This is a genomic window from Streptomyces sp. NPDC016309 (assembly GCF_043077235.1).
GTDB lineage: Bacteria > Actinomycetota > Actinomycetes > Streptomycetales > Streptomycetaceae > Streptomyces.
The window spans coordinates 326507-345166 of the sequence record NZ_JBIBSG010000003.1 but is presented as its reverse complement, the minus strand read 5'-3'; the positions used below and the strand labels follow the sequence as shown (position 1 = coordinate 345166).

Sequence of the window (18660 nt, the reverse complement as noted above, 5' to 3'; positions counted from 1 at the left end):
GGACCGGGAGTCGCCGGCCGGGGTCACCCGTCCACCGGGGTGCGGACCGCCCGGAGCAGCACCATTCCGGTGTCCCCGTAGTCCGGCAGGGTGGGGTCCTTCTCCACGCGGGTGATCCGGAGCCGTTCGGTGTACGGGGCGAAGACGTGCCGTACCGCCGTCGTGTCGACGGGGAAGGCGGGCCAGCTCAGGCCGGCGCCGATGTGGTAGCTGGGCATGTTCTCCATGAAGGCCGCGACGAGGTGGCCCCCGGGCCGTACCGCGTGGATGAACGTGCCGCACAGGGCGGCGAACTCGTCGGCGTCCTCGGTGACGCTCTCGGCGACGAAGTTCATCGAGGCCAGGTCGTAGGCGCCCGGTGGGACGGCGGTGGCGTCGGCGTGCAGGACGCCGACCCGGGACAGTGCGTCGGGGAGGCTCGCGGGCAGCCGGGGGTCCAGGGTGCGGCACAGGGCGTAGAAGGCGTCCCAGTTCTCGTCGGGGTGGGCGAGCTGTCCGGTGAGGTAGGCGACGTTGGCGGCGCTGGGTTCGAGGGCGTCGATCCGGCGGGCGACCGCCGCGCCGACCATCAGCGGGTACAGGTTGGGACCTGCGCCGAACTCCAGCGACCGGCCGATGCCGTCGGCGGGGAACTGCCGGTAGAAGCCGGCGTGGTGGCGGATGACGGTGGCGTCGGAGGCGTGCATCCGGCGGTAGTTCTCGGCCAGGTAGGCGGCGACGGGCCACTGGTCCCAGTCCGCGTCGGCGTTGTGCCGGTGGTCGCGGCCGGGGGGCGGTGGGCCGCCGTCGCGGCGGCCGGCGTCGTCGCGGTCGTCGTCGCGGCCGGCGTACCGGCCCGGGCGGGTCATGGCGCCCAACCGTCGGGCCCGGGCAGGGGTCCGGGCTCGGCGTCCGCCTCCGGCAGTCTCTGCTGGAGCGGGAAGCGGTCGGCCAGCCCGGTGAGCGCGTCGTTGAGCTGCTCGATCTCCTCGTCGGTGTTGAGGGCGGTGACCTGGACCCGGAAGCCGACCTGTTTGCGCGGCACCAGCGGGTAGCCGGCGAGGGTGACGTAGATGCCGTGTTCCCACAGGTAGTCGCCCACGGCGTCCAGGTCCCAGCTATCGGCGAGGGGGATCTCGATGATGGGCAGGTCGTCGGTGTTGGGGGTGGCGATGCCGAGGCCGCGCACGTGGTCCAGCACGCGCCGCGTCTTGCGGTGGAGGCCGGCGCGGATGGCGTCGCCGCGGCGCTCGTTGACGTCGAGTCCGGCGAGGACGGTCGCGAGCGACGCCGTCGGAGAGGGCCCGGAGTACAGGTAGGGCCCGGCGGCGATCTTCAAATGGGCCTTGAGGTCGGGGGGCGCGGTCAGGAAGGCGAGGAGGGAGGAGTACGCCTTGGAGAAGCCGGCGACCAGGATGATGCCGTCGTACGACTCGGCCAGGTGGCGGACGATGCTGTTGCCCTTCGCTCCGTACGGCGAGGTCTCGCCGGGGCCGCGTTCGCCGATGACGCCGAAGCCGTGGGCGTCGTCGATGTACAGCAGGGCGTCGTGGGCGCGGCACATGCGCGCCAGCAGTTCCAGGTCGGGGAGGTTGCCGGTCATGCTGTTGACGCCGTCGATGCAGACCAGCCGGGTGGCGCCGGGCGGGGCGGAGGCGAGCAGTTGCTCCAGCTCGTCGGGGCGGTCGCCGTGGAAGCGCCGTACCGAGGCACCCTGTCCGCGGGCGACGAGGCAGCCGTCGTACACGGTGCGGTGGGCGCGGGCCTCCACGCACACCTGCCCGCCTCCCGCGAGGACGGGGATGACGGAGGAGTGGATGAGGGTGATGGTCGGCAGCAGCAGGGTGTCCGGCGCGCCGAGCAGGCCGGCGAGCCGTTCCTCGATCTCGGTGTAGAGGCGGGGGTTGCCGATGAGCCGGGACCAGCTCGGATGGGTGCCCCAGCGGCGTACGTGGGGGGCGATGGCGTCCATGATCTCGGGGTCGAAGTCGAACCCGAGGTAGTTGCAGGAGGCGAAGTCGGCCAGCCAGCGGTCGCCGATGCGGATGCGGCGGCCGTGGACCTCGTCGATGACGGCGTCGCACATGCGACTGGTCTTCTGGAGGCGGGCCAGGTCGCCGACGCTCGGTTCGCCGCGGGCGGCCGGGTGGGCGATGGTCCGGATTTCGGGGCGGCGGCCGACGAGGGAGGCCGGCCGGTGGCCGCCCGACGCGTCCAGCAGGCGTTCGGCCTCGCCGGCGGTCACCGGGTGGGCGAAGAGGTAGCCCTGGCCGAAGCGGCAGCCCATGGCGCTGAGCAGGTCGCGCTGGCCGGCGTTCTCGATGCCCTCCGCGATGACCTGGAGGCCGAGGACGTCGGCGATGCGGACGATGCCCTCGACGAGGGCGACCTGCTGGCCGTCGGTGACGATGTCGTCGATGAACGACTTGTCGACCTTGAGCATGTCGATGGGGAACTCCCGCAGGTAGCTGAGGGAGGAGAACCCGGTGCCGAAGTCGTCGATGGCGATGGAGACGCCCAGCCGCTTGAGGGTCCGCATGGCGGTGCGGATCTGCTCGTCACGCCGCATCAGGACGGTCTCGGTGATCTCCAGGACGAGGGAGCCGCGCGCCAGCCCGGAGGTGTCGAGGACGCGCCGTACGTCCTCGACGAACCCGGGGTCGATGAACTGCCGGGCGGAGACGTTGACGTTGAGGCAGAGGGGCGGGGTGCGGGGGTGGGCCTTCTGCCAGCGGGCGACGTCGCGGGCGGCACGTTCGAGCACCCACGCGCCGAGGGGCATGATGTGCCCGGTCTCCTCGGCGAGCGTGATGAACTGGTCCGGCGGCACCAGCCCCCGTGAGCGCGGCCAGCGGATCAGTGCCTCGAGGCCCGCGACGGCGCCGCCGTCGATCTCGACGATCGGCTGGTAGTGGACGGTGAACGCCTCTCGGCTGATGGCGTTGTCCAGGCCGGCCTGGAGTTCGTGCCGCTCGACCATGCCGGAGTGCAGGTCGGGCCGGTAGCGCTGCCACTGGCCCTTGCCGGCGGTCTTCGCGGCGTACAAAGCGAGGTCGGCGTGGCCGAGGAGTTCCTCCGCCTCGCCGCTGTCCCGGGCCGTGGCGACGCCGATGCACGCCGAGACGCTGGTCGAGCCGGTGGTGAGCCGGAACGGCGCGTCGAGGGCCTCGACGATCTGCGCGGCGAGCCGTTCGGCGTCCTGGGGTTCCCTGACGCCCTCCATGAGGACGGCGAACTCGTCACCGCCGAGCCGGGCGGCGGTGTCGGTGCGCCGCAGCGCGGCGGTCAGCCGCCGGGCGACGGCGACGAGGAGTTCGTCGCCGACCGAGTGGCCCATCATGTCGTTGACGACCTTGAAGTCGTCGAGGTCGATGAAGAGCACGCAGGTGAGGGTGGCGACCCGGCGGCCGCGCAGCAGGGCCCGTTCGAGGCGTTCCAGCAGCAGGACCCGGTTGGGCAGGCCGGTCAGCGCGTCGTGGAAGGCGCGGTGGGTGAGCTCGCGCTCCAGCTCCCGCTGTTCGGTGACGTCGCGGAGGGTGAGCACGATGCCGTGGACGGTCTGCTCGTGGCGCAGGTTGCTGCACCGGACCTCCACGTCCACCCGCTGGTCGTCGGAGCGCAGCACGCGCCAGTCGTCGTGGACGTCCCGGGCGTCCCCGGAGCGGACCCGGCCGAGCGTGCGGGCGGCCCGGGCGCGGTCCTGTGCGTCGACGAGCCGGGCGAGGGGGGTGGCGCTGAGGAGGGCGCCGCCGAACATGCCCTGGGCGGAGGGGCTGGCGTAGCGGACGGTGTCGTCGTCGTCGACGATCAGGATCACGTCGGAGGCGTTGTGCACGAGGGTGCGGAAGTAGGCCTCGCTGCGGCGCCGGTTGATCTCCTCGCTCAGGCCGACGCGTTCGAGCGCCAGGGCGGCCTGTGAGGCCAGGGACTGCACGGAGGTGCCGATCTGCTCCAGCCGGCGGCGCGGCCCGGCGACCAGGAGTGCGCCGATCAGTGGGGTGACCGTCTGGGGCGTGTCGAGCGTCAGGGGGCTGAGGACGACGTGGGTCGACGGCGCCAGGGCGGCGGCCGCCTCGGGCCCCAGGGCGGCGACGTCCACCAGCCGCGTCCCCTCGGCGCGGCGGCCGGCCGTCGCGGGGGCGGGCGCGGCGGGGGCGGGCGCCGGACCGCCGGTGCCGGCGGGCGGCGGGGGCGTGGCGGCCGGGCCGGCGGGCGGCGCGGGCGTGGTGCCCGGCGGGGTGCCGCTCGGGGCCGTACCGGCGGACGTGCCGGGGGCCGGCGGGGCGGGGACGCCGACCCTGCCGAGGGCGTCGGCCGGGATGTCTATGTTCCGGGTCCAGGGCCCGCCCGCCGTGGTGACGGGCCGCAGCCGCCGCCGGGCGTCCACGGCGAGCAGCACGGCCTCGCGCGGGTCCCCCGCGCCGAACAGCGTGGTGGCGGCCGCCTCGACGCAGCGGGCGACGTCCCGGGGGGTCACCGCGCCGACCAGTGACGCGGCGGCCACGCGGAGGCTGCGCTCGCGCGTGACCGCCCTGCGGTGCTCCGAGACGAGCTCCCACAACCGGGCCATGACCAGCAGGAACATCAGGGCGGAGAACACGGCGATGACGGCGGCGTCCCGCACGTGGCCCAGCAGCGCCTCGACCAGCAGCATGACGGGGGCGATGAGCGAGGCGACGGCGAGGACGGCGAGGCGGCGCTTGGCGAGGCCCGGGCCGGGCTGGGGGACGTGCTCGGTGAGCCGCACCATGGACGGGTGCAGGGCGGCCAGCCCCCAGGCGGTGAAGAACACCACCCAGCCCAAATCCATGTAGGTGCCGACCCGCCAGGTCCCCTGGAGTTGCATCAGCCCGTACAGGACGTCCGAGGTGAGGATGCCGCACGTGCCGAGGGCGAGGAGCTGGACGGACCGCTCGCGGGTGCCGCCGAGGGTGAGCAGCCGGACCAGCATGGCCAGGATCAGCACGTCACCGAGCGGGTAGGCGATGGCGACCGTCTGGTGCACCCAGGTCTCGCCGCCGGCCATGGTGAGCGGGTTGATGAGGTGCACCCAGGAGAGCAGGGCGAGTCCCGAGGTGAGGATGAGCGCGTCCAGCAGGCTGGCGATGTCCCGGGACGCGGTGCGGTAGCGGATGAAGCCGAAGAACCCGGCGGCGAACAGCGGGTAGGCCAGCAGATAGAAGACGTCCGCGAGGGACGGGAACGGGTTGGTCTGGCCGAAGGCCGATTCGAGGATGTTGTACGTGGTGTCCCCGGCCGTGAAGGTCAGGTTGGCGGCGGCGAGCATCAGCCAGGGCCAGCGTCGCGCCGGGCGGTGGAGGCGGACGCCGATGAGGATCGCGACGACCCCCGCCGTCCCGATCACGGCCCACATGCTGGTGTGCCGGTCGGGGACCGTCAGGTAGACGACGGTGAAGGGGATCACGAAGAGGACGTACAGCGCCATGACGCGATGGGCGGAGACGGGCGGCCTGCCGCTGACCGGTCCGGGCCCGTTGTGCGGCCCCCCTCCGGTGTTCGGCCGAAGCCAGTTCCCGAGACGTGTGATCGGCTCCACGGTGACCTGCCGGGGGATATCGATGACGCCCGAAAAGATATATATTTACAGCGTATATGTACACCTTCCTCCGATTTATGAAGAGGGTCAAGGGATGCCCACAGAGGCAGGCTCCGGAAGGACGGGACGCCGGCGCGGCCGGCTGACCCGGGACCTGGTGCTGGCCACGGCGCTCCGGCTGGTCGACCGGGAGGGCCTGTCGAGCCTGAGCATGCGGCGGCTCGCGGCGGAGCTGGGGGTGGAGGCGATGGCCCTCTACCGGTACGCGCCGGGCAAGGACGCGCTGCTGGACGGGCTGGTGGAAGCGGTCTTCCGGGAGCTCATGGACGCCCTGGGGGTTCCCGCGGCCGGCGAGCGGACCGGTATGAACGGCGGGGAGTGGCGCGAGGAGCTGCACCGCACGGTGCGGGAGGTCCACCGGTTGTCGCTGCGCCACCCGCACGTGGTTCCGCTGTTCGCCACCCGGATGCTCGCCGTGCCGCTGGCCCGCCGGCCGCGGGCGGTGCTGCGGGTGCAGGAGCACGTCCTGGCCCTGCTGGTCCGGGCGGGGGCCGACGACCACCGCACGGAGCTGGCCTACCGGGCGGTGACGGCGTGGGCCTTCGGGTTCGTGCTGGTGGAGCTGACCGCCGTGGTGGACGACCCCGACGAGCCGGAACCGGCCATCCGGATGGGCCTGCACCTCATGCCCGTACGGGAACTTCCCCATCTGCGCGCCACCGCGCCCGCGCTGGCCGAACGGGCGGGCGAGGAGGTGCTCGCCGCCGGCCTCGACGCCCTGCTGGACCGTTTCCTCGACGCCCCCGGGAGGGAACCGATGACGTGAGTCGACGCCTCCGGAAGGGCACCGCATGACGACCTCCGTGCACGGCCCCGCAGAGGAGGCCGAGGGCCCCGCCGGGAGCACCGGACGCCCCGGGCCGCCGCGCTCCCGCAGGGCGCTGGTGGCGGGCTCGGTGGGCAACTTCATCGAGTGGTACGAGTTCGGCGTCTACGGCTGGTTCGCCACCCTAGTCGCCGCCACGTTCTTCACCCCCGAGGGCGGGAGCGCGGCGGAGGCGCTGGTGCGGACGTACGCGTCGTTCGCGCTGGCCTTCTTCTTCCGGCCGCTGGGCGCCGCCCTGTTCGGCCGCCTGGGTGACCGCGTGGGCCGGCGCCCCACGCTGATCCTGGCGGTGCTGCTGATGACGGCCGCGACCACCCTGATCGGCGTGCTGCCCTCGTACGCCACGATCGGCGCGGCGGCGCCGTGGCTGCTGACGCTGCTGCGGGTCGTCCAGGGCCTGTCGGCGGGCGGCGAGTTCGGGGGCGCCGTGGCACTGATGACGGAGTTCGCCCCGCCGGGCCGGCGCGGTCTGTACGGGGCCTGGCAGTCGTTCACGGTGGCGCTCGGCCTGCTCGGCGGCGCCGGGGTGGCGGCCCTGCTGGGCACGGTGCTCACCGGGGCGCAGCTCGCCGCGTGGGGCTGGCGCGTGCCGTTCCTGCTGACGCTGCCGATGGGGCTGGCCGCCCTGTGGCTGCGGCTGCGGCTGGAGGAGACGCCGCCGTTCCGGCACCGGCACGACGCCCCGGCCGCCGCCGCGCCCGCGCCCCGGGCGTCCGCGGGGGAGGCGGTGCGGGCCGTCGCGCTGGGCGCCGGGCGACTGATGGGCTGGTCGGCGGCCGGCTACACCTTCCTCGTCGTCATGCCGTCGTACCTCCAGAACGTGCTGGACGCCTCGTTCCGGCAGGCGCTGACCGCCGCGGTCCTGGCCAACGCGGGCTTCGCCGCCGTGATCCTCCCGGCGGGCGCGCTGAGCGACCGGGTGGGGCGGCGCCCGGTGATGGTGTCGGGCGCGGTGGTGGCCGCCGTGGCGGCGTTCCCGCTGCTGGACCTGTTGCAGGACCCGGGCGTGCCGCCGGCCGTCAAGGGCCTCGCCGTGTGCGGGGCCGGGATGGTGGTCGGTCTGATGGCGGGGCCCGGGCCGGCGATGCTGGCGGAGATGTTCCCCACCCGCGTCCGGTACACCGGGCTGGGGCTGGCGTACGCCCTGTCCAACGCGGTGTTCTCCGGCTGCGCGGGCCTGATCGTGACCGAGGCGGTCAGGAGGACCGGCGATGCCGACGTGCCCGCGTACTACGTGGCCGCCTCGTGCGCCGTCAGCGCCCTCGCCCTGGCCACGCTGCGGGGCGACGACCACCGCCGCGCGCTGCGCGGCTGACCGGGGACGGAGCGGGATGCGGGTCATCGGGATGATGTCGGGCACGTCGTACGACGCCGTCGACGCGGCCGCCGCCGACCTGTCGCTGGAGGACGACACCCTGCTGCTGACGCCGCTGGGCATGGTGAGCGCCCCGTACCCCGCCGGGGTGCGGGACGCGCTGGCCGCGGCGCTGCCCCCGGCCGCCACCACCATGGAGGACGTGTGCCGGCTCGACACCCTGATCGGGCGGGCCTTCGCGACGCTCGCCGTACGGGCCGACGAGGAGCTGTGCGACGGGCGCGCCGACCTCGTCGTCTCCCACGGACAGACCGTGTACCACTGGGTGGCGGACGGGACGGTGCACGGCACCCTCCAGCTCGGCCGGCCGGCCTGGATCGCGGAGGCGACGGGCCGTCCCGTCGTGTCGGACCTCCGGGCCCGTGACGTCGCCGCCGGCGGGCAGGGCGCGCCGCTGGTGAGCGTCGTGGACGTGCTGTGGCTGCGCGACCGGCCCGGCGTGCCGGTGGCCCTCAACCTGGGCGGCATCGCCAACATCACGGTGGCCGCCGGGGCCGGGTCCCCGGTCGCGTTCGACACCGGGCCCGCCAACGCCCTGGTCGACGCGGCCGTGCGCCACTTCACCGGCGGTGCGCTCGGGTACGACGAGGACGGCGCCCTCGCCGCCCGCGGCCGGGTCGACCGGGCGCTGCTGCGGCGGCTGCTGGAGGACCCGTACTACGCGCAGCCGCCGCCCCGGACGACCGGCAAGGAACGGTTCCACCTGCCGTACCTGCGGGCGGCCCTGGCGGGGTTCGAGCGGCTGCCCGCCGAGGACGTGGTCGCGACGCTCACCCGGCTCACCGCCCGGACGGTGGCGGACGCGGTGCGCTCGGTGGGGGCGACGGAGGTCGTCGCGTCCGGCGGCGGCACCCGCAACCCGGTGCTGATGGGCATGCTGGGCGGGGAACTCGGCGGCGTGCCGCTGCGCGGGTCGGACGAGCTGGGGCTGCCGTCGGCCGCCAAGGAGGCGTACGCCTTCGCGGTCCTGGGGTTCCTGACGGTCCGTGGGCTGCCGGGGACGGTGCCCTCGTGCACCGGCGCCCGGCACGCGAGCCTCCTCGGTTCACTGACGCCGGGGAGGGACGGGCTGCGCCTGCCGGAGCCGGCCGCCACCGCGCCCAAGAGGCTGCGACTGTGCGGCGAATGAGTCCGTTCTGTGATGATCTGTTTCGACTCCCCTCCTCGCGGCGACCCGCATGGGACGAACCGTTCGACGGATTGGGAGAGTTTCATGAGTGACTGGCGCCAGCAGGCGGTGTGCCGCGACGAGGACCCCGACCTCTTCTTCCCGATCGGGAACACCGGTCCGGCGGTCCTCCAGGCGGAGGACGCCAAGACGGTGTGCCGCCGCTGCCCGGTGCGGGAACCGTGCCTGGAGTGGGCGCTGGAGTCCGGGCAGGAGGCGGGTGTCTGGGGCGCCACGACCGAGGACGAGCGGCGGGCGATCAAGCGCCGCCGGGCCGCCCGCCGCACCCCGCGCGGCACGGGCTGAGCCCGGACCGCCCGTGCTGGGCCGGTGGCACGGAGTGAGGGCGGGGTCACGGCGTGCCCACGATTCGCCGACGGGGCTGTTCAGGGAACACGTGTCCGGTTTACGTTGGTGTGGCCCGCCCTGTCCCGGCTATCGATCCGGAGCCCCATGCACAGCGCCCGTACCGCTTCCGCCGCGCTCACCGGCGCCCTCGTCGTCGCGCTCGTCGGCTGTGCCGCCACGGGCAGCGGAGCGGCCGAGCGGCCGGCCGGCCCGGCCCCCGGCTCCGCCTCGGCGACGGCTCCGGTGACGGCGGCGGCGACGGCCTCGACCCCGGTGGCGCCCGTCGGCGGGCCGGCGCCCGGGACGCCCCCGGCGGCACCGCCCGTCGCGCCCTCCCCCGAGCCGTCCCCCGACGACCCGGCCCGCTCCGAGGCCGCCGTGCTGGCCGTTCCGGCGATCGGCGTCGAGAACCTGCGGGTCGTGCCGTACAAGGGGACGACCGACGACTGGCCCGGGACCCGGATCCAGAACCGGGGCGTGGCCGCCGGCCCGTACGGCCCGCACGGCGGCGTGGGGCCCGGCGAGGTCGGGAACTACCTGGTCACCGCGCACCGGCTGTCCGCCGGTGGTCCGCTGCGGGACCTGCCGGAGCTCCGGGTGGGCGCGTCGGTGTTCGTCACCTCGGGCGGCACCGTGTACGAGTACCGGATCACCGGGACCCGGAAGACGTCGTTCCGCTCGGAGCGCTCCCTCGCCGAGCAGCGCGCCGCCGTGCCCGGCCGGCCCGGCGAGCGGCCGGTCAAGGCGATGATCACCCTCTCCACCTGCGCGACGCCCGAGGACAACGCCGACGGGAACTTCTGGCGGGACGCCAAGGGCAACCCGGAGCACCGCATCGACAAGGTGGGCGTGCTGGTGTCAGCCGAGAAGGCGAAGGGGCAGTGACTTCAGGCCGTTGATGAAGTGGGAGACCAGCCGCCGCGGCGGCGGGCCCGGTTCGTACGGCGGCAGGACCCGCAGCACCTCCTCGTGGAACACCCGTAGCTGGAGCCGGGCGAAGTGGGCGCCCAGGCACACATGCGGCCCGTCCCCGAACGACACGTGCGGGTTCGGCGAACGGGCCAGGTCCAGCCGGTGCGGCTGCGGGAAGACCCGCTCGTCGTGGTTGGCGGAGGCGTGGAAGACCACGACCTTGTCCCCCCGGCGCACCCGTCGGCCGCGCAGGACGTGGTCCTCGGCCGCCGTGCGGCGGATGTGCAGGACGGGCGGGTGGACCCGCAGCAGTTCCTCGACGGCGGTGCCGATGGAGAACTCCCCCGCGCGCAGCCCGTGCTGGGCGTCCGGGTGGGCGGCGAGCGTGAGCAGCCCGCCGGGGGCGGCGCTGCGGACCGTGTCGTTCCCGGCGACGGTGAGCAGGAAGAAGGACATCTCCAGTTCGCCGTCGGACAGGTCGGCGTGGGCGAGCGAGGTGAGGACGTCGTCCCCGGGACGGGCGCGCTTGTGGGCCGCGAGGTCCCGGGCGTAGCCGAACATCTCCTCCAGCATGGCGGGTGAGCGCGGGTTGACGGGTGTGCCGTCGGGGCCGAGCACCGGTGGCTCGTCGGGGTCCTGGTAGGCGATCACGCGCTCGGTCCAGCCGAGCAGCAGGCCCCGGTCGCCGCGCGGCACGCCGAGCAGGTCGGTGAGGTTGAGCAGGGCGTACTCGTCGGTGACGGCGCGCACGGCGTCGACGGTGCCGTCGCCGTCCCGCGCGGTGGCGTGCGCGGCGGTGAGCAGCGCGCGGGCCCGGCGGCGGACGTCGTCCTCGAAGCGGGCGACCCGCCCGGGGGTGAAGGCGCGGCTCACCGGACGGCGCAGCCTGCCGTGGCCGGGCGGGTCCTGGTTGAGCATCATGCGCCGGATGAAGGGCAGGTCGGCCGGGTCGGGGTCGCGGATCTGCGTGGCGCCCAGCCAGGAGGAGTAGCGGCGGGTGTCCTTGAGGATGTGTACGACGTCGCGGTGCCGGGTCACCGCCCAGAAGCCGGGCCCGGCGGGCCAGCCGAGCACCTCGTACTCGTCCTGCCGGGCCACCGGATGGTGGTCGCGCAGCTCCCGGTAGGCGTCGTGCGGGATGCCGCGCGCGTACAGCCGGGGGTCGAACACGTCGGGCACCGCCCGGGGCGGGACGGTCACGCGGGGCCGTCCGCGCGGAGGAAGTCCTCGACGACCCGGACGAGTTCGAGGGGCGTCTCGTCCATGGCGTAGTGGCCGGCGCGGGGCAGCTCGGTGACCCGGCCCTTGGGGTAACAGCGCAGCCAGGTGCGGCGCATCAGCTCGGCGCCGAGCGCCGGGTCGAGCGAGCCGACGACGGCGAGGGCGGGGACGTCGTTCCCGGCCACCTCGGTGTGGAAGTCCTCGCGGGCCCAGGAGTCGAGCCAGGCCCGGAACGCCTTGGCGTCGCTGCGGTCCAGGGAGCGGGCCACCATCCGGTCGAGCCAGGCGTCGGGGCGGTTGCCGCCGGTGGTGGCGTCGATGATGGCGCGGCGGTTGGCGGGGGCGTCGGCGGCGCCGGCGAACAGGTCCCACTGCTCGGGCGGCATCAGCAGTCCCCCGGCGGGGACCGGGGAGATACCGACCAGCCGGCGGACGCGGCCGGGCGCGGCGGCCAGGACGCGCTGGGCGACACTGCCGCCCATGGAGTGGCCGACGACCGAGAACCGGTCCCAGCCGAGCCGGTCCGCGAGGGCCAGCAGGTCCTCGGCCGCCTCCCGGGTGGTGTACGCGCCGGGGGCGTCCTTGGCCTCCCCGTAGCCGCGCAGGTCGACCAGCGCGTAGGTGAAGGCCGTCCGGTCGAGGTCGGGCAGGACGGGGGCGTAGGCGGTGCGGTCGGCGAGCCAGCCGTGGACGGCGAGGACGCGATGGGGTCCGTCACCGGTCAGGTGGTGGGGCAGCGGGAAGGGGGCCACGGTCGCTCCGATCGGGAGGGGACGGCGGGACGGGTTCACCTTGTCCCGGTCCGGGCCGCCCCACAAGACCGCGAAAGGGTTACCCGGTCGCCGGGCCGGGCGGTGGCGGGAGGTCCCCTCCGGTCGCCGGGCCGGGCGGTGGCGGGAGGTTCCCTCCGGTCGCCGGGCCAGGCGGTGGAGGGCGGTCCCCTCCGGTCTCCGGGCCGGGCGGTGGCGGGAGGTCCCCTCCGGTCTCCGGGCCGGGCGGTGGCGGGAGGTCCCCTCCGGTCGCCGGGCCGGGCGGTAGAGGGCGCACCGACCTCTGAGGGCCGGTGGGGCAACGGCGGGTGCGGGCCCGGCGGGCGCTTCCGCCGTCCGAGTACACCCCCCGGGTCGCGGCGGCCGCGCCGGAGACCGGTGTGGGAGGTTGGGGAGTCCGAGTCCGGCCGGGGTGACGGCTCCGGGGCGAAGGCGTCAGGAGAACATGTGCGGTCCGGGATCGTGAAACGGAACCTGCGGCTCCTGCCCGCCGACCCGCTGGGCGCCCTCGCCGGTCTGGTCCTGCGCTTCCCCGTCCGCACCCTGGTGCTGACCGGCTGCGCGCTGCTGGTCGCGGCGGTCACCGCCGTGGGGGTGAACGAGAACCTCTACCACGGCGGTACGACGGCACCGGGCGCCGAGTGGGCGCGGGCGGAGCACACGCTCTCCACCGCGTTCCGCAGCGGCAGCCCCACGGTCACCCTGGTGGCGACGGCCGGCCCCGGCGGTTCGGTGGACGACCCGGCGTCGGTGGCCGCGGGGACGCGGCTGGCCGAGCGGGCGCGCCGGCTGCCGAAGGTGGTGGAGGTCCGCTCGTACTGGCCGGGCCGTCCCGCCGCGCTGCGCGGCCGTGACGGGCGCTCGGCCCTGGTGCTGCTGCGGGTGGCGAGCGGTGAGGCGACGGCGCACAGGGACGTGGAGCCGCTGCTGCGCGAGCTGACGGGCCGCCACGGGCCGCTGGCGGTGGGCGCGACGGGGGCCACGCCGGTGGGGCTGGCGATCGAGCGGCAGAGCCGGCTGGACCTCCGGCGCACCGAGCTGCTCGCCGCGCCGCTGACCGCCGCCGTGCTCGTGCTCGTCTTCGGAGGTGTGGTCGCGGCCGGCCTGGCGCTGCTGGTGGGCCTGTGCGCGGTGGTGGGGGCGGTCGCGTTCCTGACCGGACTGTCCCAGCTCACGACGGTGTCGGTGATCGCGCTGAACCTGACCACGGCGCTGGGGTTCGCGCTGGCGGTGGACTTCAGCCTGTTCATGATGGCCCGGTACCGCGAGGAGCGGGCGCGGTACCGCGACGAGCCCGATCCGGGCGAGGCCGCGCACCAGGCGCTGGTGGCCACGGTGTGCAGCACGGGCCGCACGGTGGTGTGCTCCGCGCTGACGGTGATCGGGAGCCTGGCGGCGCTGCTGGTGTTCCCGCTCGACATGCTGCGGTCGGTGGCGTACGGCGGCATCACGGTGGTGGCGCTGAGCGCGCTGCTCGCCGTCACCGCGCTGCCGGCGGCGCTCGTCCTGCTCGGTCCCCGTGTCGACGCGCTGTCGGTGCGCCGCCGCCGGCCGTGGACGACCCCGGACGGCGGCCGCTGGTACCGCCTCGCCCACACGGTGATGCGCCGCCCGGTGCCGGTGGTGCTGGTGCTGGGCGCGCTGCTGACGGCCCTGGTGCTGCCGTTCACGGACGCCCGGTTCGGCACGTTCGACGACCGGGCGCTGCCCGCCGGTTCGGCGACGCGCCGGGCCACGGACACCGTGCGCCGCGACTTCGACCACCACGCCCTGAACCCCGTGCAGGTGGCGCTGCCCGGGCTGGACGCCCGCGCCGGGGCGGCCGCGCTGGACGGCTACGCCCGGCGGCTGGCCCGGCTGGAGCACGTGGCCCGGGTGGAGACGGCCACCGGGACGTACCGGGAGGGCCGGCGGGTGGCGCCCCCGGTGCCCGGGCACGGTTACGCCTCGGGGGCCGGTGCGTGGGCGGCGGTCGTCACCGACGTCGGTCCCGAGACGGCGGAGGGCGTGTCGGTGGTACGGGCGGTACGGGCGGTCTCGTCGCCGGTGCCGGCGCTGGTGGGCGGCACGCAGGCGTGGCTCGCCGACCTCGCGGACGCCATCCGGGCACGGCTGGTGCCGGCGCTGTCGCTGATCGCGGTGGTGACGCTGCTGTTGCTGGGGTGGTGCACGCGCAGTGTGGTGCTCCCGCTGAAGGCGCTCGTCCTGAACGTGCTGAGCCTGAGCGCCACGTTCGGGGTCATGGTGCTGGTGTTCCAGGAGGGGCACTTGAGTGGGTGGCTCGGCGGGTTCACGGTGACGGGGGTGACCGACACCGTGGTGCCGGTGCTGGTGCTGTGCGTGGCCTTCGGGCTGTCGATGGACTACGAGGTGCTGCTGCTGTCGCGGACCGTGGAGGAGCACGGGGCGGGGGCGCCGACACGGCGGGCCGTGGCGCGTGCCGTGCAGCACACGGCCGGGCTGTTCACGGCGTCCGCGCTGGTCGTGGTCGTGGTGATGGCGGCGCTCGCGGCGTCCGGCCTGCTGCTGCTGAAGGTGGTGGGGGTGGGCCTGGCGGTGGCGGTGTTCGTGGACGCCACGGTGATCCGGCTGCTGCTGGCCCCCGCACTGATGGCGCTGCTGGGCCGGGCCAACTGGTGGGTCCCGGCCCTGCGTCCCGCGCCTCAGTCCCTGGTGCCGGTGAAGAGGTAGGTGGGCACCCGGGCCGGCAGGTACGGGACCGGGGAGAGGCGTTCGCGCACGTGCACGGGGGTGAACCGGGCACACAGGTAGGGCAGGTGGTCGGGCGACAGGAAGACGTTGTTGTGGCTGAACCAGGCGGGCCACAGGTGCCGCCGCCACGCGGCGTGGCGGACGCCGCCGGAGGGCTGCTTGCGCGAGACGTAGAAGTCGCAGACGGCGAGGGTCCCGCCGGGCCGGAGGATGGCCCGGGCGTGGTCCACGGCCGTGAACCAGTCGGGCATCATCGTCAGCGCGTAGGAAAACACCACGACGTCGGCCCGCCCCTCCGGGGGCCGGTAGTCGGTGGCGCTCGCGAGGACGGTCTCCACGTTGTCCCAGCCGGACCGTTCGACGCGGTCGCGTGCCACGGCCAGCATCGAGGCGGAGACGTCGACGAGCGTGATGCGCCCGTACTCCTTGCGGCGCCGCTCGTCGAGGTGGGCGATGTTGCTGCCGGTGCCGGCGCCCATGTCGACCAGGTGGCCGCCGGGCGCGGCGGGAAGCAGGCCGACCAGTTCACGGCGGCCGTGCAGGAGCCGTTCGCGAAAGGCGTCGTAGTCGGCGGCCGTGGAACGGTAGTAGGACTCCATGCGCTCGGCCGGTGTGGTGCCGGCGACGCGCGGGAAAGCCATGTGGCGGATGGTGCGCAGGTCGGACCGGATTCCCATGGATGCTCCTCGCTCAGGGCAGGTCGGCGATGTGGAAGCTGCCGTAGGTGTGCACCCTGTCCCGCTCGTGCAGCCGGGCGGCGAGTTCCGGGTGACGCCGGAGCAGGTCCGTCAGCCGCCGGGTGCGTCCGTCGTGGCGAACGCGTACGGGGTCGAGGTAGCGGGTGGTCAGTCCGGCGCTGCGATAGATCACACGGGCGCCCGGGCGGGCGGCGTCCACGATGGCCTGCCACTCCTCGGCCAGCCCGGGCTGGTCGCGCCAGCCCATCCAGTCCATGTGGTCCAGCAGGACGAACTTCGAGACGTCCGGCCGGGGCGCGGTCCGGGAGAGGAACCCGGTGACGGTCGCGGTGCGCACGTCCAGGCGCGGCAGGGCCTCCCGGAGACGAACGAAGTTGCCGGCCTTCAGATACTCGGGACAGCAGGTCTCCGTGTACGAACCGGTGATGTAGGCGCGCCAGAAGTAGTTGTCGGCCAGGGGCAGCCGGCCGAAGATGGCGTCCAGTCCGTCGTGCACGAGCTGGGCGGTGCCGCCCGCGTACTCGTCGGCGATCTCCCGGCGCTGCTCCGGCGGGACGCCCGCCAGGTTCAGGGCGACCGGCTGTGCGGCGAGCCGCGCCGCCGACCAGAGCCGGTCGCGCAGCCGGGACTCGTAGATGTGCCGCTGCCGTTCCAGGGTGGGCGCGGCCAGCAGCTCGTCCAGGTCCGGGCCGAGGCCCTGGAAGCGGCGCAGGAAGAGCATCAGGCCCTTGGCGAGGAAGCCGGACGTGCCCCGGTAGTAGAAGGAGTTGCGCCAGCCTCGGCCCGCGAAGGCCTCGATGTACCCGTCCCAGAACCGCTGTGCGAAGGGGGACAGGTCCGGTCGCAGCGCGTCCCGGTAGAGCCGGTGGGCGTGTACCGATCGCCCGGTGCCGAACAGTTCGAAGAACGCGTCGTGCGACAGGCGCCGGACGCCGGCGGCCTTCAGTTCCAGCAGGGCGTTCTGGCGCGGGTTGACATCGACGGCGGTGACCCTGCCGGCTCCGGCGAGCAGGTAGTCCAGGGCGTTGCAGCCGCCGCTGGTGATGACCAGGACATGGTCGTCGGGTCCGATGCCGAGGGCGGCGCGGTCGAGCGCCGGGTCCTCCCAGCACGCGTTGTAGACCAGTTTCCGGTCGTGGAGGGCGCTGAACACCCGCCCTGCCAGCGGGGTGCCCGCGCGGGGCCCCGGCAGCGCCGGGGGGTGGTCGGCGACCGGCGTCACATCGGCGGTGGGGTACGAGGACATGCCTCTCACCTTGCTGGATGGGGCGCCCCGGCCGGTGCGGGGACACCCGGATTCGCCCGGGCGGCGGAACGCCGGGCGGTGACGCGCTGGGCCGGGCGGGCGGTTTCCGGCGCCGTCCGGCCCGGCGCGGACGCCTCGCGGGACCCGCCGGGTGGACGCTGTCCGGTGGACCGAGCGAGGGAGGAACGGGGATGGGACGGCGACCACGACGGGCGGTGACGCCCGTGGGCCTGGCCGGAACGGCCCTCGCCCTGGCCGCGCTCGCGCTGGTGGCACGCGGCGCCCCCCGGCGCCCGTCGCCACCCCGCCGCGAGGCCCCCACCAGGATCCGGACCCCCCTGCTGCTCATTCCCGGGGCCTGACCCCGGGCGGGCGGGGCGCGGCTCGCCCCGGGCCGGAAGGGACGGCCCCACCGCCCGGGTACGCACCCGCCCCTCCCCCGGCCGCCCGGCCCATGGGCCCGCACCGGCGTCCGGGGGAGGCCCCGGGGCGGTACCCATAGGCCCCCGGACGCCCGGCAAGGGCTCCGGGAGGCGGTTCGGACCGGGAGGGACCGGGCGCGGCGCCCGGGCGACCGGTGCGGCGGTCAGCCGTTGCCGATGCGGGCGCCGACCGCGGCGAGGGCGGTCGTCACGGGCTGGAAGAACGTCTCACCGCCCACGTCGCAGTTGCCGCTGCCGCCCGAGGTGAGGCCGATGGCGTCGCCCTCCCGGGTGAAGAGGGAGCCGCCGCTGTCGCCGGGCTCGGCGCACACGTTGGTCTGGATGAGCCCGGTGACGGTGCCCTCGGGGTAGTTCACGGTGGCGTTCAGGCCCGTGACCTGCCCGTCCCGCAGCCCCGTGGTGCTGCCCATCCGGAAGACCTGCTGCCCGACCGCCGCCTCGGCCGCCTGCCGGATCTCCAGCTTCCGGCCGCCGCCCACGTCGACGGCGCTCGGCGCCTCCGCGTTGGGGTCGTCGTACGTGACCAGGCCGAAGTCGCCCTGGCCGGGGAAGACGCTCTCCTGCACCGAGCCGAGCGGCGTGCCGTTCTGGTCGGCCCACTGCTGGGAGGCGGCGGTGCAGTGACCGGCGGTGAGGAAGGCGTTGGCGCCGTCCTGGGTGGTCACGTTGAACCCCAGCGAGCAGCGCGAGCCGCCGCCGAAGATGGCGTCACCGCCGTCGACGAACGGCTTGAACTCCCCCTTGGACTTCTGGATGCGGGCCATGCCCTCGCCCAGTGAGGCGACCGTGGACTCCAGCTTGTCCCAGCGTTCACCGGTGACCGTGCGGTCGGCGGTGACGAGGACCTGGTTCGTCCGGGGGTCGAGGGCCCAGGCCGTCCCGGGGATGCCGGCCTTCCGGGACAGCGTCCGGGTCGCCGCCGTCAGCTCGCCGGTGCTGTGCTCCACGTCCCGGGCGACCGCGCCCGCCCGCTCGACCGCGGCCTTGTCGGTGCCGTCGCCGTCCGCCACGTTGACGACGAGCCGGCGCGCGGCCTTGTCGTAGTAGGCCCCGGCGTACGAGTCGCCGAGGGACTGGCCCAGTTGCCTGGCCACCTGTGCGGCGGACGCGGCGCTCATGGTCGTGGCGGTCGCCGTCCCCGGTGCGGGGCCGGACTGTGAGGCGTTGGCGTTGGGCAGCAGGATCGCCGCCGCGACAATGCCGACCGCCCCGGCTCCCGCCAGGACGGCTTTTCGCTTGGGTATGCGCCTGTGACTCAACTCCGCTGCTCCTGCTGGTGGTTCGGACTCCGGTCGCCGACGGCGGCCGGGGGACGCGTCCGCCCCTAGGTACGGGCGGCGCGGCG

The 18660-nt window shown here is 74.7% G+C and carries 14 protein-coding genes; 7 read left to right on the top strand and 7 right to left on the bottom strand.

The window, feature by feature from the left end:
* Positions 1 to 23: 23 nt before the first annotated feature.
* Both ACF068_RS09375 and ACF068_RS09370 read right to left on the bottom strand, forming a co-directional pair.
* Positions 24 to 848 carry a class I SAM-dependent methyltransferase gene (locus tag ACF068_RS09375; protein WP_392273573.1) on the bottom strand — a complete coding sequence of 275 codons (825 nt, stop codon included), beginning with the start codon at positions 846 to 848 and terminating at the stop codon, positions 24 to 26.
* Positions 845 to 5425: an aminotransferase class I/II-fold pyridoxal phosphate-dependent enzyme gene (locus ACF068_RS09370; protein WP_392273572.1), complete on the bottom strand. Its 4581-nt coding sequence runs from the start codon at positions 5423 to 5425 to the stop codon at positions 845 to 847. The genes ACF068_RS09375 and ACF068_RS09370 overlap by 4 nt, the downstream gene beginning before the upstream one ends.
* Positions 5426 to 5630: 205 nt before the next feature.
* Between ACF068_RS09370 and ACF068_RS09365 the strand changes: the two genes are divergently transcribed.
* The 5 genes from ACF068_RS09365 (at position 5631) to ACF068_RS09345 (ending at position 10198) form a co-directional block, all read left to right on the top strand.
* Complete coding sequence (locus ACF068_RS09365; RefSeq protein WP_392273571.1) at positions 5631 to 6362, top strand: TetR/AcrR family transcriptional regulator; 732 nt, start codon at positions 5631 to 5633, stop codon at positions 6360 to 6362.
* A gap of 25 nt (positions 6363 to 6387) precedes the next feature.
* Positions 6388 to 7737, top strand: coding sequence for an MFS transporter (locus ACF068_RS09360; protein ID WP_392273570.1), 1350 nt, complete (start codon positions 6388 to 6390; stop codon positions 7735 to 7737).
* Positions 7738 to 7753: 16 nt separating this feature from the next.
* Positions 7754 to 8926 (top strand): anhydro-N-acetylmuramic acid kinase, encoded by a 1173-nt coding sequence (locus ACF068_RS09355; RefSeq protein WP_392273569.1) that lies wholly within the window; start codon positions 7754 to 7756, stop codon positions 8924 to 8926.
* Between the two features lie 84 nt (positions 8927 to 9010).
* A complete protein-coding gene (locus ACF068_RS09350; protein ID WP_392273568.1) occupies positions 9011 to 9271 on the top strand; it encodes a WhiB family transcriptional regulator in 261 nt (86 codons plus the stop codon).
* Positions 9272 to 9418: 147 nt separating this feature from the next.
* Positions 9419 to 10198 carry a class E sortase gene (locus ACF068_RS09345; protein WP_392273567.1) on the top strand — a complete coding sequence of 260 codons (780 nt, stop codon included), beginning with the start codon at positions 9419 to 9421 and terminating at the stop codon, positions 10196 to 10198.
* Here the strand turns inward: ACF068_RS09345 and ACF068_RS09340 are convergent.
* A complete protein-coding gene (locus ACF068_RS09340) occupies positions 10172 to 11425 on the bottom strand; it encodes a cytochrome P450 (protein ID WP_392273566.1) in 1254 nt (417 codons plus the stop codon). The genes ACF068_RS09345 and ACF068_RS09340 overlap by 27 nt on opposite strands.
* Positions 11422 to 12198: an alpha/beta fold hydrolase gene (locus tag ACF068_RS09335; protein WP_392273565.1), complete on the bottom strand. Its 777-nt coding sequence runs from the start codon at positions 12196 to 12198 to the stop codon at positions 11422 to 11424. Before ACF068_RS09335 ends, ACF068_RS09340 begins: the two co-directional genes overlap by 4 nt.
* A gap of 480 nt (positions 12199 to 12678) precedes the next feature.
* Between ACF068_RS09335 and ACF068_RS09330 the strand changes: the two genes are divergently transcribed.
* Positions 12679 to 14907 (top strand): MMPL family transporter, encoded by a 2229-nt coding sequence (locus ACF068_RS09330; RefSeq protein ID WP_392273564.1) that lies wholly within the window; start codon positions 12679 to 12681, stop codon positions 14905 to 14907.
* Here ACF068_RS09330 and ACF068_RS09325 read toward each other — a convergent pair.
* Both ACF068_RS09325 and ACF068_RS09320 read right to left on the bottom strand, forming a co-directional pair.
* Positions 14880 to 15605: a class I SAM-dependent methyltransferase gene (locus ACF068_RS09325; RefSeq protein WP_392273563.1), complete on the bottom strand. Its 726-nt coding sequence runs from the start codon at positions 15603 to 15605 to the stop codon at positions 14880 to 14882. The two genes, ACF068_RS09330 and ACF068_RS09325, sit on opposite strands and share 28 nt — an antisense overlap.
* Before the next feature lie 13 nt (positions 15606 to 15618).
* Positions 15619 to 16872 (bottom strand): DUF3419 family protein, encoded by a 1254-nt coding sequence (locus ACF068_RS09320; protein WP_392273562.1) that lies wholly within the window; start codon positions 16870 to 16872, stop codon positions 15619 to 15621.
* Positions 16873 to 17063: 191 nt separating this feature from the next.
* Between ACF068_RS09320 and ACF068_RS09315 the strand changes: the two genes are divergently transcribed.
* Positions 17064 to 17234: a hypothetical protein gene (locus tag ACF068_RS09315; protein WP_392273561.1), complete on the top strand. Its 171-nt coding sequence runs from the start codon at positions 17064 to 17066 to the stop codon at positions 17232 to 17234.
* A gap of 224 nt (positions 17235 to 17458) precedes the next feature.
* Here the strand turns inward: ACF068_RS09315 and ACF068_RS09310 are convergent, their stop codons facing one another.
* On the bottom strand, positions 17459 to 18574 hold the full coding sequence (locus tag ACF068_RS09310; RefSeq protein WP_392273560.1) for a S1 family peptidase: 1116 nt from the start codon (positions 18572 to 18574) through the stop codon (positions 17459 to 17461).
* Positions 18575 to 18660: the final 86 nt, after the last annotated feature.

Excerpts from the sequence above, each read along its gene's own strand:
- ACF068_RS09375 (WP_392273573.1), bottom strand. The coding sequence starts at position 848 with ATGACCCGCCCGGGCCGGTACGCCGGCCGCGACGACGACCGCGACGAC.
- ACF068_RS09370 (WP_392273572.1), bottom strand. The coding sequence starts at position 5,425 with ATGGCGCTGTACGTCCTCTTCGTGATCCCCTTCACCGTCGTCTACCTG.
- ACF068_RS09365 (WP_392273571.1), top strand. The coding sequence starts at position 5,631 with ATGCCCACAGAGGCAGGCTCCGGAAGGACGGGACGCCGGCGCGGCCGG.
- ACF068_RS09360 (WP_392273570.1), top strand. The coding sequence starts at position 6,388 with ATGACGACCTCCGTGCACGGCCCCGCAGAGGAGGCCGAGGGCCCCGCC.
- ACF068_RS09355 (WP_392273569.1), top strand. The coding sequence starts at position 7,754 with ATGCGGGTCATCGGGATGATGTCGGGCACGTCGTACGACGCCGTCGAC.
- ACF068_RS09350 (WP_392273568.1), top strand. The coding sequence starts at position 9,011 with ATGAGTGACTGGCGCCAGCAGGCGGTGTGCCGCGACGAGGACCCCGAC.
- ACF068_RS09345 (WP_392273567.1), top strand. The coding sequence starts at position 9,419 with ATGCACAGCGCCCGTACCGCTTCCGCCGCGCTCACCGGCGCCCTCGTC.
- ACF068_RS09325 (WP_392273563.1), bottom strand. The coding sequence starts at position 15,605 with ATGGGAATCCGGTCCGACCTGCGCACCATCCGCCACATGGCTTTCCCG.
- ACF068_RS09320 (WP_392273562.1), bottom strand. The coding sequence starts at position 16,872 with ATGTCCTCGTACCCCACCGCCGATGTGACGCCGGTCGCCGACCACCCC.
- ACF068_RS09315 (WP_392273561.1), top strand. The coding sequence starts at position 17,064 with ATGGGACGGCGACCACGACGGGCGGTGACGCCCGTGGGCCTGGCCGGA.